At 43.6% G+C, this 12044-nt stretch carries 23 protein-coding genes; all 23 read left to right on the top strand.

All coding sequences use genetic code 11. The features are described 5' to 3' along the window. Positions 1 to 34: 34 nt before the first annotated feature. The 23 genes from tuf to secY all read left to right on the top strand — a co-directional run bounded on the left by tuf (position 35) and on the right by secY (position 12034). Positions 35 to 1258, top strand: a complete 1224-nt coding sequence (gene tuf, locus O1D97_RS13070; protein ID WP_269126201.1) for an elongation factor Tu — start codon at positions 35 to 37, stop codon at positions 1256 to 1258. 208 nt (positions 1259 to 1466) lie between these two features. Further along, positions 1467 to 1778 carry a 30S ribosomal protein S10 gene (gene rpsJ, locus O1D97_RS13065; protein WP_012071937.1) on the top strand — a complete coding sequence of 104 codons (312 nt, stop codon included), beginning with the start codon at positions 1467 to 1469 and terminating at the stop codon, positions 1776 to 1778. A 126-nt stretch (positions 1779 to 1904) separates the two neighbouring features. Further along, positions 1905 to 2543 carry a 50S ribosomal protein L3 gene (rplC, locus tag O1D97_RS13060; protein ID WP_269126188.1) on the top strand — a complete coding sequence of 213 codons (639 nt, stop codon included), beginning with the start codon at positions 1905 to 1907 and terminating at the stop codon, positions 2541 to 2543. Between the two features lie 14 nt (positions 2544 to 2557). Beyond that, entirely contained in the window at positions 2558 to 3163 is a 606-nt protein-coding gene (gene rplD / locus O1D97_RS13055; RefSeq protein WP_269126187.1) for a 50S ribosomal protein L4, read from the top strand. Beyond that, positions 3160 to 3456 carry a 50S ribosomal protein L23 gene (gene rplW / locus O1D97_RS13050; RefSeq protein WP_191601893.1) on the top strand — a complete coding sequence of 99 codons (297 nt, stop codon included), beginning with the start codon at positions 3160 to 3162 and terminating at the stop codon, positions 3454 to 3456. Before rplD ends, rplW begins: the two co-directional genes overlap by 4 nt. Positions 3457 to 3470: 14 nt before the next feature. Next, positions 3471 to 4295 carry a 50S ribosomal protein L2 gene (gene rplB / locus O1D97_RS13045; protein WP_269126186.1) on the top strand — a complete coding sequence of 275 codons (825 nt, stop codon included), beginning with the start codon at positions 3471 to 3473 and terminating at the stop codon, positions 4293 to 4295. Positions 4296 to 4310: 15 nt separating this feature from the next. After that, a complete protein-coding gene (gene rpsS, locus O1D97_RS13040; protein WP_191601895.1) occupies positions 4311 to 4586 on the top strand; it encodes a 30S ribosomal protein S19 in 276 nt (91 codons plus the stop codon). A gap of 13 nt (positions 4587 to 4599) precedes the next feature. Continuing rightward, positions 4600 to 4932 carry a 50S ribosomal protein L22 gene (rplV, locus tag O1D97_RS13035; protein WP_191601896.1) on the top strand — a complete coding sequence of 111 codons (333 nt, stop codon included), beginning with the start codon at positions 4600 to 4602 and terminating at the stop codon, positions 4930 to 4932. A gap of 14 nt (positions 4933 to 4946) precedes the next feature. Next, on the top strand, positions 4947 to 5627 hold the full coding sequence (gene rpsC, locus O1D97_RS13030) for a 30S ribosomal protein S3 (protein WP_269126185.1): 681 nt from the start codon (positions 4947 to 4949) through the stop codon (positions 5625 to 5627). Positions 5628 to 5637: 10 nt separating this feature from the next. Beyond that, on the top strand, positions 5638 to 6051 hold the full coding sequence (gene rplP / locus O1D97_RS13025) for a 50S ribosomal protein L16 (RefSeq protein WP_191601898.1): 414 nt from the start codon (positions 5638 to 5640) through the stop codon (positions 6049 to 6051). Further along, positions 6052 to 6243 carry a 50S ribosomal protein L29 gene (gene rpmC / locus O1D97_RS13020; protein WP_191601899.1) on the top strand — a complete coding sequence of 64 codons (192 nt, stop codon included), beginning with the start codon at positions 6052 to 6054 and terminating at the stop codon, positions 6241 to 6243. 1 nt (position 6244) lies between these two features. Continuing rightward, complete coding sequence (gene rpsQ, locus O1D97_RS13015; protein ID WP_269126184.1) at positions 6245 to 6511, top strand: 30S ribosomal protein S17; 267 nt, start codon at positions 6245 to 6247, stop codon at positions 6509 to 6511. Positions 6512 to 6558: 47 nt separating this feature from the next. Then, positions 6559 to 6927 (top strand): 50S ribosomal protein L14, encoded by a 369-nt coding sequence (rplN, locus tag O1D97_RS13010; protein ID WP_009834615.1) that lies wholly within the window; start codon positions 6559 to 6561, stop codon positions 6925 to 6927. Between the two features lie 17 nt (positions 6928 to 6944). Then, positions 6945 to 7262 carry a 50S ribosomal protein L24 gene (gene rplX, locus O1D97_RS13005; protein WP_269126183.1) on the top strand — a complete coding sequence of 106 codons (318 nt, stop codon included), beginning with the start codon at positions 6945 to 6947 and terminating at the stop codon, positions 7260 to 7262. A gap of 17 nt (positions 7263 to 7279) precedes the next feature. After that, positions 7280 to 7819: a 50S ribosomal protein L5 gene (rplE, locus tag O1D97_RS13000; protein ID WP_269126182.1), complete on the top strand. Its 540-nt coding sequence runs from the start codon at positions 7280 to 7282 to the stop codon at positions 7817 to 7819. Between the two features lie 13 nt (positions 7820 to 7832). After that, positions 7833 to 8138 (top strand): 30S ribosomal protein S14, encoded by a 306-nt coding sequence (gene rpsN / locus O1D97_RS12995; RefSeq protein WP_269126181.1) that lies wholly within the window; start codon positions 7833 to 7835, stop codon positions 8136 to 8138. 129 nt (positions 8139 to 8267) lie between these two features. Continuing rightward, positions 8268 to 8660 (top strand): 30S ribosomal protein S8, encoded by a 393-nt coding sequence (rpsH, locus tag O1D97_RS12990; RefSeq protein ID WP_269126180.1) that lies wholly within the window; start codon positions 8268 to 8270, stop codon positions 8658 to 8660. Positions 8661 to 8668: 8 nt separating this feature from the next. Next, complete coding sequence (gene rplF / locus O1D97_RS12985; protein WP_269126179.1) at positions 8669 to 9202, top strand: 50S ribosomal protein L6; 534 nt, start codon at positions 8669 to 8671, stop codon at positions 9200 to 9202. Between the two features lie 10 nt (positions 9203 to 9212). Next, positions 9213 to 9563 carry a 50S ribosomal protein L18 gene (rplR, locus tag O1D97_RS12980; protein WP_269126178.1) on the top strand — a complete coding sequence of 117 codons (351 nt, stop codon included), beginning with the start codon at positions 9213 to 9215 and terminating at the stop codon, positions 9561 to 9563. A gap of 10 nt (positions 9564 to 9573) precedes the next feature. Continuing rightward, positions 9574 to 10074 (top strand): 30S ribosomal protein S5, encoded by a 501-nt coding sequence (gene rpsE, locus O1D97_RS12975; protein ID WP_269126177.1) that lies wholly within the window; start codon positions 9574 to 9576, stop codon positions 10072 to 10074. A 6-nt stretch (positions 10075 to 10080) separates the two neighbouring features. Then, positions 10081 to 10266 (top strand): 50S ribosomal protein L30, encoded by a 186-nt coding sequence (gene rpmD / locus O1D97_RS12970; protein ID WP_269126176.1) that lies wholly within the window; start codon positions 10081 to 10083, stop codon positions 10264 to 10266. A 1-nt stretch (position 10267) separates the two neighbouring features. Continuing rightward, positions 10268 to 10702: a 50S ribosomal protein L15 gene (rplO, locus tag O1D97_RS12965; RefSeq protein WP_269126175.1), complete on the top strand. Its 435-nt coding sequence runs from the start codon at positions 10268 to 10270 to the stop codon at positions 10700 to 10702. Further along, positions 10703 to 12034, top strand: a complete 1332-nt coding sequence (gene secY / locus O1D97_RS12960; protein WP_269126174.1) for a preprotein translocase subunit SecY — start codon at positions 10703 to 10705, stop codon at positions 12032 to 12034. Positions 12035 to 12044 lie beyond the last annotated feature (10 nt).

Genomic DNA, 12044 nt, shown 5'->3' with positions numbered 1-12044 from the left:
ATCATACTTACTAATTCATTAAGGTGTATGTATCATGGCAAAGGCTAAATTCGAACGTAATAAACCACACGTTAACGTTGGTACTATCGGTCACGTCGACCACGGTAAAACTACTCTAACTGCTGCTCTTACTCGCGTATGTGCAGAAGTATTTGGTGGAACTGCTGTTGCATTTGATGGTATCGATAACGCTCCTGAAGAGCGTGAGCGTGGTATCACAATCTCTACTTCTCACGTAGAGTATGATTCTACAGATCGTCATTATGCACACGTAGACTGCCCAGGACACGCCGATTATGTTAAAAACATGATCACTGGTGCTGCTCAAATGGATGGCGCTATCCTTGTATGTGGTGCGACTGACGGTCCTATGCCACAAACTCGTGAGCACATCTTGTTGTCTCGCCAAGTAGGTGTTCCATACATCGTAGTTTTCTTAAACAAAGCTGATTTGTTGGCTGAAGACTGTGGTGGTGCGGATTCTGAAGAATACGCTGAAATGCTAGAGTTGGTTGAAATGGAATTGCGTGACCTGTTGTCTGAATATGACTTCCCAGGTGATGACACTCCAATTATTGCTGGTTCTGCTTTGATGGCGTTGAATGGTCAAGACGAAAATGGCATGGGTACTACTGCTGTTAAAACTCTTGTTGAAACTCTGGATTCTTATATTCCTGAGCCTGTTCGTGTTATTGACAAGCCATTCATCATGCCAATTGAAGATGTTTTCTCTATCCAGGGTCGTGGTACTGTTGTAACTGGTCGTGTAGAGCAAGGTATTATCAAAGTTGGTGAAGAAGTAGAGATTGTTGGTGTTAAAGACACTACTAAAACTACTTGTACTGGTGTTGAGATGTTCCGTAAGCTTCTCGATGAAGGTCGTGCTGGTGAGAACGTTGGTGTACTACTACGTGGTACTAAGCGTGATGATGTTGAGCGTGGTCAAGTTTTGGCTAAGCCTGGTTCTATCACTCCTCACACAGATTTCGAATCTGAAGTTTATGTATTGTCTAAAGATGAAGGTGGTCGTCATACTCCATTCTTCAAAGGTTACCGTCCACAGTTCTACTTCCGTACAACTGACGTAACTGGTGCTTGTGAGCTTCCAGAAGGCGTAGAAATGGTAATGCCTGGTGATAACGTACAGATGGTTGTATCTCTAATTCACCCAATCGCGATGGACGAAGGTCTACGTTTCGCGATTCGTGAAGGTGGTCGTACAGTTGGTGCTGGTGTTGTTGCTAAAGTCATCAAATAATAAGTTTTATACTTATTGTTGAATTGGTTTTTAAAAAGGCCGCTTGAATAACAAGCGGCTTTTTTTGTCACTATTAAAAACGCATTAGTTTTTATTGGTTACTTGACAACCAGTTTTAGGCTCGCTATTATTCGCCGTCCTTAAAAAAAGGATGGTGCCTTAATTAAATTACGATTAAGTCATCAAAACATTGTATTTGGAGTTGGAAATGCAAAGCCAAAAAATCCGTATTCGTCTGAAAGCATTTGATCACCGTCTGATTGATGCTTCGACACAAGAGATTGTGGACACAGCGAAGCGTACTGGTGCGCAAGTGCGTGGTCCTATTCCGCTTCCTACTCGTAAAGAGCGTTATACAGTATTGATTTCTCCACACGTAAATAAAGATGCGCGTGACCAATATGAAATCCGTACACACAAACGTGTTCTAGATATTGTTGAGCCAACTGAAAAAACAGTTGATGCTTTAATGAAGCTAGATCTTGCGGCAGGCGTGGAAGTTCAAATTTCTTTAGGTTAATTTCTAAAGATTGGGGTGCGAGAATCGGCTGGTTATCAGTCGACTTATGCACAATAGTGGAATGATCTGGAATGATCAGCCGTAGCGGGTGATAGCCCCTTACACAACTGGCAAATGAGGTATAAAATGGCTATTCAATTAGTCGGACGTAAAGCCGGTATGACAAGAGTCTTCACTGAAGATGGTCAATCCGTGCCAGTAACCGTCATCGAGGTAGAACCGAATCGCGTTACACAAGTGAAAACTGCAGAGGTTGATGGCTATCAAGCTATTCAAGTTACTGTTGGTTCTCGCCGTGCGAGCCGTGTAAACAAAGCAGCAGCAGGTCATTTTGCTAAAGCGAATGTTGAAGCTGGTCGTGGTTTGTGGGAGTTCCGCCTGACAGGTGACGAAAAAGAAATTAGTGTTGGTGATGAGCTAACAGTTGCTGATTTCGAAGCCGTATCTATGGTTGATGTAACTGGTCAATCAAAAGGTAAAGGTTTTCAAGGTGCCATTAAACGTCACAACTTCTCTATGCAAGATGCGACTCATGGTAACTCATTGTCTCACCGTGCTCCTGGTTCTATTGGCCAATGTCAAACACCTGGTCGTGTTTGGAAAGGCAAAAAGATGGCAGGTCACATGGGCGCTGAACAAGTAACTACACAATCTCTAGAAGTTGTTCGCGTAGATTCAGAACGCAACTTGATTCTAGTTAAGGGTGCGGTTCCTGGCGCTGTTGATGGTGACGTCATTCTTCAAACAGCAGTTAAATCTCGCTAAGAGAGGGGTAGACAATGAACTTGAATCTTACAGGCTCTGAAGGAACGATTGACGTTTCTGAAAGTACCTTTGCACGTGAGTATAACGAAGCGCTAGTACATCAGGTAGTTACAGCTTACCTAGCTGGTGCTCGTCAAGGTACTCGTGCTCAAAAAACTCGCTCTGAAGTGGCAGGCGGCGGACGCAAACCTTGGAAACAAAAAGGTTCTGGTCGTGCTCGTGCAGGAACTATTCGTAGTCCTATCTGGCGTTCAGGTGGCGTAACATTCGCTGCTAAACCGCAAGATCACTCACATAAAGTGAACAAGAAGATGTATCGTGCAGCAATGCGCACCATCTGGTCTGAACTTGTACGTCAAGACCGTCTTGTTGTAGTAGAAGAATTGTCTTTGGAAGCTCCAAAAACAAAACTCTTCAAAGCAAAAATGGCAGAATTGAATATTGAGAATGCATTAGTTATTACACAAGATTTTGTGGATAATGTTTTCTTGGCAGCTCGCAATATTCCTAACGTAGATGTACGCGATGCGGCGTCTATTGACCCTGTTAGCTTGATTGCTTACGACAAAGTGTTGGTGACAGTTGGTGCTCTTAAGCAAATTGAGGAGTCACTGGCATGATCGGCGAACGCATTTATAAAGTTTTGTTGGGACCACACATTTCTGAGAAAGCAACAATTGTTGCAGAAGGTAATGGTCAATACGTTTTTCGTGTTGTAAGTGATGCAACGAAACCTGAAATTAAACAGGCAATCGAAGCACTATTTGAAGTTAAAGTTGAAGATGTACGCACCTTGAATCAAAAAGGTAAAACTAAGCGTACAGCTCGTGGCCTAGGTAAGCGTAGCGACGTTAAAAAAGCGTACGTTCGTTTAGCTGAAGGTCAAGAAATTGATTTCATAGACGCTGAATAAGGGGAGATAGGTCAATGGCTGTTGTAAAATGTAAGCCAACGTCTGCAGGCCGTCGTCACGTTGTTAAAGTTGTAAACGATGAGTTGCACAAAGGCGCACCTTATGCACCTCTTCTTGATAAGAAGAGTAAGTCAGGTGGTCGTAACAACAACGGACGCATCACTACGCGTCACGTAGGTGGTGGTCATAAGCAGCATTACCGTATGGTTGATTTTCGTCGTAATAAAGATGGGATTCAAGCGGTAGTTGAGCGTTTGGAATATGATCCAAACCGTTCTGCAAACATTGCATTAGTATTGTATGCTGATGGTGAACGTCGTTACATCATTGCCTCTAAAGGCATGGTAGCAGGTACTGTAGTTTTTAATGGTGCAGATTCACCTATTAAACCAGGTAATAGCTTGCCTTTGCAAAATATTCCTGTAGGTAGTCTTGTACACTGTGTAGAGTTGAAGCCAGGTAAAGGTGCGCAGGTTGCGCGTTCTGCCGGTGCATCAGCTCAGCTTGTTGCTCGTGAAGGTCGCTACGTTACACTTCGCCTACGTTCAGGTGAAATGCGTAAGGTTTTGACTGAATGTCGCGCAACTTTAGGTGAAGTATCTAATTCTGAGCATAGCTTGCGCGTGCTTGGTAAAGCAGGTGCTAACCGCTGGCGCGGTATCCGTCCTACTGTACGTGGTGCGGCTATGAACCCGGTTGATCACCCGCATGGTGGTGGTGAAGGTCGTAGTAAAGGTGGTCGTCACCCTGTTACACCTTGGGGTGTGCCTACTAAAGGCTACAAAACACGCAGTAACAAGCGTACTGACAAACTTATTGTACGTCGTCGTACTAAGTAACAAGAGGAAACGACTGTGCCACGTTCACTAAAAAAAGGTCCTTTCATCGACCTTCATTTGTTGAAAAAGGTAGAGGCTGCGGTAGAGAAAAACGATCGTCGACCAATAAAGACTTGGTCACGCCGTTCTACTGTCTTCCCTGAATTTGTAGGGTTGACTATCGCGGTCCATAATGGTCGCCAACATGTACCAGTTATTGTAACTGAAGACATGGTCGGTCATAAATTGGGTGAGTTCGCTCCAACCCGCACGTATCGCGGCCATGCTGCGGATAAGAAAGCCAAACGCTAAATAGGGGATTATTATGAGTGAAGTAAGCGCTTCATTAAAAGGTGCTCGCCTCTCAGCACAGAAAGCCCGTTTGGTTGCTGATCAAATCCGTGGTAAGTCTGTGAGCGAAGCACTGAACATCTTGGCGTTCAGTCCTAAAAAGGCGGCAGCTATTGTCAAAAAAGTACTAGAGTCTGCTGTTGCAAATGCTGAGCATAACGATGGTGCTGATATAGATGACTTGCGTGTTTCTACGATCTTCGTTGATGAGGCTATGACTCTGAAACGTATTAAGCCACGTGCGAAAGGACGTGCAGATCGTGTATTCAAACGCAGTTGCCATATTACAGTCAAAGTCGCTGACTAATTAGGAGAAACCCAATGGGTCAGAAGGTTCATCCAACTGGAATACGCTTAGGAATAGTTAAAGATCATACTTCAACTTGGTATGCTAATAATCAAAACTACTCCAAGCTGCTATTAAACGATCTTCAAGTGCGTAAGTTCTTGGAGAAAAAATTAGTACAGGCTTCTGTTTCTCGTATTGAGATCCAGCGTCCTGCTCAAACTGCTCGTATTACTATTCATACGGCTCGTCCGGGTATTGTGATTGGTAAGAAAGGCGAAGATGTTGAGAAATTGCGTAATGCTATTTCTACAATGATGGGCGTGCCAGTCCACATCAACATTGAAGAAATTCGTAAGCCTGAATTAGATGCTAAATTGGTTGCGCAAAATATCGCGGGTCAATTGGAGCGTCGTGTAATGTTCCGTCGTGCCATGAAGCGTGCTGTGCAAAATGCAATGCGTGGTGGAGCGAAAGGTATTAAGGTTCAGGTTAGTGGGCGTTTAGGTGGTGCTGAGATAGCACGTGCTGAATGGTACCGCGAAGGCCGTGTGCCGCTACACACTCTGCGTGCTGACATTGACTACGCTACTTATGAAGCAAACACTACTTACGGCATTATTGGCGTAAAAACGTGGATCTTCAAAGGCGAAATCTTGGGCGGTATTGAACAAGTGCGAGCTAATAAAGGCGCACAAAAGAAGAAGTCTAAGTAGGGGGTGAGTCATGTTACAACCGAAACGTACTAAGTTCCGTAAGATGATGAAAGGCCGTAATCGTGGTCTAGCTATTCGCGGCTCTCAAGTTAGCTTTGGTGAATACGGATTGAAGTCGACCCAGCGTGGTCGAATTACTGCTCGTCAAATTGAGGCGGCGCGTCGTGCAATGACTCGTCACATCAAGCGTGGTGGTAAAATCTGGATTCGTGTATTCCCTGATAAGCCGATTACCCAAAAACCTCTTGAGGTTCGTCAGGGTAAAGGTAAGGGTAACGTAGAATATTGGGTTGCACAAATTCAACCTGGTAAGATGCTTTATGAGGTTGAGGGTGTTTCTGAGCAACTTGCACGCGAAGCATTCGCGCTAGCAGCTGCTAAGCTTCCTTTGTCCACAACTTTCGTAACGCGTACGGTGATGTAGATGAAAGCAAAAGAACTACAAACAAAGACTGTAACTGAGTTGCAGCAAACTTTGATTGAATTGCTTAAAGAGCAGTTCACTCTGCGTATGCAGAAGGCAACTGGCCAGCTAACGCAAACTCATTTGCTTCCTCAGGTTCGCCGCAATATCGCACGAGTTAAGACCGTGCTAAACGATAAGGCAGGTAACTAAGATGGCAAGTGCAGAAACAAAACCTCGTATTGCTACTGGTAAAGTAGTAAGCGATAAGATGGATAAAACCATTACAGTACTGGTTGAACACACGGAAAAACATGCTCTTTATGGTAAGTTTATTCGTCGTTCTACTAAATTACACGCTCACGATGAAAACAACGAATGCCAAATTGGCGACACTGTAAAGGTCGTGGAAGCGCGTCCTTATTCTAAGTCCAAGACTTGGAAGCTAGTGCAAGTTGTTAACAAAGCAGCAGCTATTTAAGCTGCTCCTTCGTGAGACTTGTTATCTAATTTGATTGGAGAGCAGTTATGATTCAAACAGAATCGATGCTTGATATTGCAGATAACAGCGGTGCAAAGCGTGTTCAGTGTATAAAAGTACTGGGTGGCTCACATCGTCGTTACGCTGGTATCGGTGACATTATTAAAGTCACAGTGAAAGAAGCGATTCCTCGTGGTCGTGTTAAGAAAGGGCAAGTTCTAAACGCAGTTGTTGTTAGAACTAAAAAAGGTGTTCGTCGTCCAGATGGCTCCGTGATCCGTTTTGATGTAAACTCTGCGGTTCTATTAAATGCGTCTGGTCAACCAATTGGTACTCGTATCTTTGGCCCAGTTACCCGTGAGTTGCGCTCTGAGCAGTTCATGAAAATTATTTCTCTTGCACCTGAAGTGTTGTAAGAGGGAGGGGGCTAAATATGCGTAAGATCAAAAGTAATGACGAAGTTGTTGTAATTGCTGGTAAAGATAAAGGCAAGCGCGGCAAAGTTGTTAAAGTTGTTGACGAAAACCGTGTTCTTGTTTCTGGTATCAATTTGATGAAGAAACACGAAAAGCCAAACCCTATGAAGGGTACGACTGGCGGTATCGTTGAGAAAGAAGCACCTATCCAGGTTTCGAATGTAGCTATATTTAATGCAGCTACAGGAAAAGCGGATCGCGTCGGCTTTAAAGTGACTGAAGATGGTACTAAAGTACGTATCTTTAAATCAAACAGTGAAGCGATCGACGCCTAAGAGCGAGAATTATAGCCATGGCGAGACTTAAGCAAGTTTATAAAGATCAAGTAGTAACTCAACTGTCTGAACAGTTTGGTTACGAAAATGTAATGCAAGTGCCGAAAATCACTAAAATTACATTGAATATGGGTGTGGGTGAAGCAATCGCTGACAAGAAACTTCTTGAAAATGCGGTTAATGATCTACAAGCACTTAGCGGCCAGAAAGTAGTCGTAACTAAAGCGCGTAAATCAGTAGCAGGCTTTAAGATCCGTGACGGTTATCCGATCGGTTGTAAAGTTACTCTACGTGGTGAGCGTATGTGGGATTTCTTTGACCGTTTGGTTGATGTTGCTATCCCTCGTATCCGTGACTTCCGTGGTTTAAACCCGAAGTCATTTGACGGACGTGGTAACTACAGCATGGGTGTTAAAGAGCAGATCATCTTCCCTGAAATCGATTACGATAAAGTAGATCGTGTACGTGGTATGGATATTACCATTACGACTACAGCTCGTACCGACGAAGAAGGTCGTGCTTTGCTAGCCGCCTTTAGTTTCCCTTTCAAGAAATAAGAGGTAAGGAATCATGGCTAAAATATCAATGATTCAGCGCGAAGCAAAACGCACAAAATTAGTAGCTAAGTATGCTGAAAAGCGTGCGGCTCTAAAAGCAATTATTAGCGATGTGAATGCATCTGATGATGAAAAGTGGGAAGCAACGCTTAAATTGCAAGCTCTTCCACGTGATTCATCTTCTTCTCGCCAGCGTAACCGTTGTCAAATAACGGGTCGCCCACATGGTGTTTATCGTAAATTTGGTTTGTCAAGAATCAAATTGCGTGAAGCAGCTATGCGTGGTGATGTACCTGGCTTGAAGAAAGCTAGTTGGTAAGCAAGTAGAGCGCGATCATACTACATTGCAGTGAAGAGATGTTCAGTTCTTCTGGACATTTCGTTCGCTGCTGTGTACTATGCGCGAGCTCTATTTGCTGCACAATGGTTTTAATTTAGGAGCTCTTAAATGAGTATGCAAGATACACTTGCGGATATGTTTACACGTATTCGTAATGCGCAGATGGCTTCAAAAACCTCTGTTAGCATGCCTTCATCTAAAATGAAGGTTTCAGTTGCTTCTGTTCTACGCGAAGAAGGTTATGTAACTGACTTCTCTGTAACTGAAGAAGCAAAACCGACTCTTACAATCGATCTTAAGTATTTCGAAGGTAAGCCGGTAATTGAAGTAATTAAACGCGCTTCTCGTCCAAGTTTGCGTCAATACAAGACAGCTACAAACCTTCCAAAGGTTGAAGCTGGTCTAGGTGTTGCTATCATCTCAACTTCTAAAGGTGTGATGACAGACCGTGCGGCCCGTGCCGCTGGTATTGGTGGCGAAGTAATCTGCACTGTATTCTAGGAGTTAGTATGTCTCGTGTTGCTAAAAGTCCCGTGACGCTTCCTACTGGTGTAGATGTAACTCTAAATGGTCAACACTTAGTCGTTAAAGGCGGCAAAGGTTCATTAGAGTTAAATGCCCACCAGAATGTTGAAGTTGCTCAACAAGATAATGTAATCACTTTTGCTCCTCGTGATGGAGCAAAACAAAGTCGCGCTTTGGCTGGTACAATGCGTTCTTTGGTGAATAACATGGTTATCGGCGTAAGCCAAGGTTTTGAGAAGAGATTATTGTTGCAAGGTGTTGGTTATCGTGCGGCAGTAAAAGGCAATGTTTTAAACTTAAGCCTTGGTTTCTCACACCCTGTTGAATATGAATTACCTGCTGGCGTTACTGCTGAGTGTGCTTCTCAAACAGAAGTTGTTCTTCGTGGCATTGACAAGCAAGTGATTGGTCAAGTTGCTGCTGAAGTTCGTGGTTTTCGTCCTCCTGAGCCTTATAAGGGTAAAGGTGTTCGCTATGCTGACGAAGTTGTTCGTCGTAAAGAAGCTAAGAAGAAGTAGGTAAGTATTCATGAACACTAAAAAACAATCTCGAATTCGTCGCGCACGTCGCGCACGTTTGCATATTCGTGAGTTAGGTGCGCATCGTCTTACTGTACATCGCACACCACGTCACATGTATGCACAAGTTATTTCTCCATGTGGTAGTCAAGTGCTAGTAAGCGCCTCTACTTTAGATGGGGACCTGCGTTCAGAAGCGACTGGTAACAAAGATGCTGCACAAAAAGTTGGCACTTTAATCGCTACTCGCGCGAAAGAAGCAGGTATCACAGCGGTCGCGTTTGATCGTTCTGGTTTTAAATACCACGGTCGTGTTCAAGCTTTGGCTGACGCAGCTCGTGAAGCCGGTCTAGAGTTCTAAGGGGCAGCAAATGGCAGTTAATGATCAACAAACTAGCGACCTCCAAGAGAAGCTAGTTCAAGTCAACCGTGTTGCAAAAGTTGTTAAGGGTGGTCGTATCTTCTCTTTCACAGCTTTAACAGTGGTTGGTGATGGTAATGGTAAAGTTGGCTTCGGTCGTGGTAAAGCGCGTGAAGTTCCACAAGCTATTCAAAAAGCTATGGAACAAGCTCGTCGTAACATGATCTCTGTTCAACTTAATGGTGATACTCTTCAGTACCCAGTAAAAGCGGCTCATGGTGCATCTAAAGTTTATATGCAGCCAGCGTCACAAGGTACAGGTATCATTGCAGGTGGTGCAATGCGTGCAGTTCTTGAAATTGCAGGTATTCACAACGTTTTGGCTAAGTGTTACGGCTCTACAAACCCAGTTAATGTTGTTCGTGCAACTATTAAAGGTTTGCAAGATATGCAAGCTCCTGAGCAAATTGCAGCTAAACGCGGAAAGTCAGTCGATCAAATTTTGGGGTAATGTGTTATGGCAAATAAAACCATCACAGTTGAACTAACCCGCAGTCCGATCGGTCGTCTTCCTAAGCACCGTGCGACTGTTCAGGGCTTAGGTTTACGTAAAGTCGGCCAGCGCCGTGAATTAGAAGATACACCTTCTGTTCGTGGTATGGTTAATAAAGTTTATTACATGGTTAAAGTGGTAGGGGAATAAAATGTTCTTAAATACTATTAAACCTGCTGAGGGCAGCAAGTCTGCTCCTAAACGCCGTGGCCGTGGTATTGGTAGTGGTTTAGGTAAGACAGGTGGACGTGGCCATAAAGGTCTTAAATCTCGTTCAGGTAGCTCTGTTAAACCAGGTTTCGAAGGTGGTCAAATGCCTTTACAGAAACGTCTACCTAAATTCGGTTTTACATCTCGTCAAGCAAAATATGTTGCTGAAGTTCGTTTAAACGAATTGGCGTCTGTAAATGCTGAAGTTATTGATTTAGCTGCTTTGATTAGCGCAAATGTTTTTGGTCATCAAATTAAGACTGCACGTGTAATCTTGTCTGGTTCTATCGACAAAGCAATTACCGTTCGAGGTCTTAAAGTGACTAAAGGTGCTCGTGCTGCTATTGAAGCGGCTGGCGGAAAAGTCGAGGAATAAATGGCAAAGCGTGGCTCACTACCTGCAAATGCACAAAAAGGCTTAGGGGAACTTTGGTCTCGTATTCGTTTTGTGTTTTTAGCAATTATTGTATATAGAATAGGTGCACACATTCCGGTTCCAGGTATAAATCCTGATCGCTTGTCTGCTTTGTTTGATCAAAATGAAGGCACAATCCTGAGTCTATTTAATGTATTCTCTGGTGGGGCACTTGAGCGCATGAGTATTTTTGCGCTGGGCATACTCCCTTATATTTCTGCCTCTATTATTATGCAGTTATTAACGGTAGTTAGTCCGCAGCTAGAACAACTCAAGAAGGAAGGTGAAGCTGGGAGACGTAAAATCACTCAGTATACTCGTTATGGCACAGTCCTTCTTGCGTTAGTTCAGTCTGCTAGTATGGCAGTTGGTCTGGCTAGTCAAGGTATCTCGTTTACTAGTGGTATAGAGTTTTATGCAGTTGCTGTCATAACTCTTGTTTCTGGTACGGTGTTCTTGATGTGGCTGGGAGAACAGGTTACTGAAAAAGGTATTGGCAATGGTATTTCTATACTTATTTTTGCTGGTATTGTTGCAGGCCTGCCTTCTGCGCTTGGCAGATCTTTTGAGTCGGCTCGTCAAGGCGATATAAATATTCTAGCGTTGTTGTTGATTGGCATAATGGCTGTAGCCACTGTAGCGTTTGTTGTCTTTATTGAAAGAGGGCAGCGTCGCATTACAGTTAATTATGCTAAGCGTCAGCAAGGTAAGAAAGTGTTTGCTGCACAAAAGAGTCATCTACCGCTTAAAGTGAATATGGCTGGTGTTATACCTCCAATATTTGCTTCAAGTATTTTGTTATTTCCTGCATCGATTGGCCAATGGTTCGGCCAAGGTGAAGGTATGGAATGGCTGCAGGATGTATCTTTGGCTCTTGCCCCTGGGCAACCGCTCTATGTGTTGTTATTCTCGATAGCGATTGTTTTCTTTTGCTTCTTTTATACGGCACTTGTGTTTAATCCTAAGGATGTGGCAGATAACTTAAAGAAATCCGGCGCTTTTTTACCGGGAATTCGTCCAGGCGATCATACCGCTCGATACATTGACGGTGTAATGACCCGTTTGACGCTTTTTGGTGCTTTATATATCACCTTGGTGTCTTTGATGCCTCAGTTCTTTGTAGTTGCATGGAATGTACCTTTCTACTTCGGTGGAACATCTATGTTAATCGTAGTTGTAGTGGTTATGGATTTCATGACGCAAGTGCAAAGTCATTTAATGAGCCATCAGTACGAGTCATTAATGAAGAAATCTAATCTGACTGGTTATGGTCCAAATGGCCTGATGCGTTAAGCATAGGTTT

The sequence above is a fragment of the Marinomonas phaeophyticola genome (assembly GCF_026966905.1).
GTDB classification, from domain to species: domain Bacteria; phylum Pseudomonadota; class Gammaproteobacteria; order Pseudomonadales; family Marinomonadaceae; genus Marinomonas; species Marinomonas phaeophyticola.
This window is presented reverse-complemented; position numbering and strand designations above follow the sequence as displayed.

Coding starts and splice junctions, on each gene's coding strand:
- tuf (WP_269126201.1), top strand. CDS start 35: ATGGCAAAGGCTAAATTCGAACGTAATAAACCACACGTTAACGTTGGT.
- rpsJ (WP_012071937.1), top strand. CDS start 1,467: ATGCAAAGCCAAAAAATCCGTATTCGTCTGAAAGCATTTGATCACCGT.
- rplC (WP_269126188.1), top strand. CDS start 1,905: ATGGCTATTCAATTAGTCGGACGTAAAGCCGGTATGACAAGAGTCTTC.
- rplD (WP_269126187.1), top strand. CDS start 2,558: ATGAACTTGAATCTTACAGGCTCTGAAGGAACGATTGACGTTTCTGAA.
- rplW (WP_191601893.1), top strand. CDS start 3,160: ATGATCGGCGAACGCATTTATAAAGTTTTGTTGGGACCACACATTTCT.
- rplB (WP_269126186.1), top strand. CDS start 3,471: ATGGCTGTTGTAAAATGTAAGCCAACGTCTGCAGGCCGTCGTCACGTT.
- rplV (WP_191601896.1), top strand. CDS start 4,600: ATGAGTGAAGTAAGCGCTTCATTAAAAGGTGCTCGCCTCTCAGCACAG.
- rpsC (WP_269126185.1), top strand. CDS start 4,947: ATGGGTCAGAAGGTTCATCCAACTGGAATACGCTTAGGAATAGTTAAA.
- rplP (WP_191601898.1), top strand. CDS start 5,638: ATGTTACAACCGAAACGTACTAAGTTCCGTAAGATGATGAAAGGCCGT.
- rpmC (WP_191601899.1), top strand. CDS start 6,052: ATGAAAGCAAAAGAACTACAAACAAAGACTGTAACTGAGTTGCAGCAA.
- rpsQ (WP_269126184.1), top strand. CDS start 6,245: ATGGCAAGTGCAGAAACAAAACCTCGTATTGCTACTGGTAAAGTAGTA.
- rplN (WP_009834615.1), top strand. CDS start 6,559: ATGATTCAAACAGAATCGATGCTTGATATTGCAGATAACAGCGGTGCA.
- rplX (WP_269126183.1), top strand. CDS start 6,945: ATGCGTAAGATCAAAAGTAATGACGAAGTTGTTGTAATTGCTGGTAAA.
- rplE (WP_269126182.1), top strand. CDS start 7,280: ATGGCGAGACTTAAGCAAGTTTATAAAGATCAAGTAGTAACTCAACTG.
- rpsN (WP_269126181.1), top strand. CDS start 7,833: ATGGCTAAAATATCAATGATTCAGCGCGAAGCAAAACGCACAAAATTA.
- rpsH (WP_269126180.1), top strand. CDS start 8,268: ATGAGTATGCAAGATACACTTGCGGATATGTTTACACGTATTCGTAAT.
- rplF (WP_269126179.1), top strand. CDS start 8,669: ATGTCTCGTGTTGCTAAAAGTCCCGTGACGCTTCCTACTGGTGTAGAT.
- rplR (WP_269126178.1), top strand. CDS start 9,213: ATGAACACTAAAAAACAATCTCGAATTCGTCGCGCACGTCGCGCACGT.
- rpsE (WP_269126177.1), top strand. CDS start 9,574: ATGGCAGTTAATGATCAACAAACTAGCGACCTCCAAGAGAAGCTAGTT.
- rpmD (WP_269126176.1), top strand. CDS start 10,081: ATGGCAAATAAAACCATCACAGTTGAACTAACCCGCAGTCCGATCGGT.
- rplO (WP_269126175.1), top strand. CDS start 10,268: ATGTTCTTAAATACTATTAAACCTGCTGAGGGCAGCAAGTCTGCTCCT.
- secY (WP_269126174.1), top strand. CDS start 10,703: ATGGCAAAGCGTGGCTCACTACCTGCAAATGCACAAAAAGGCTTAGGG.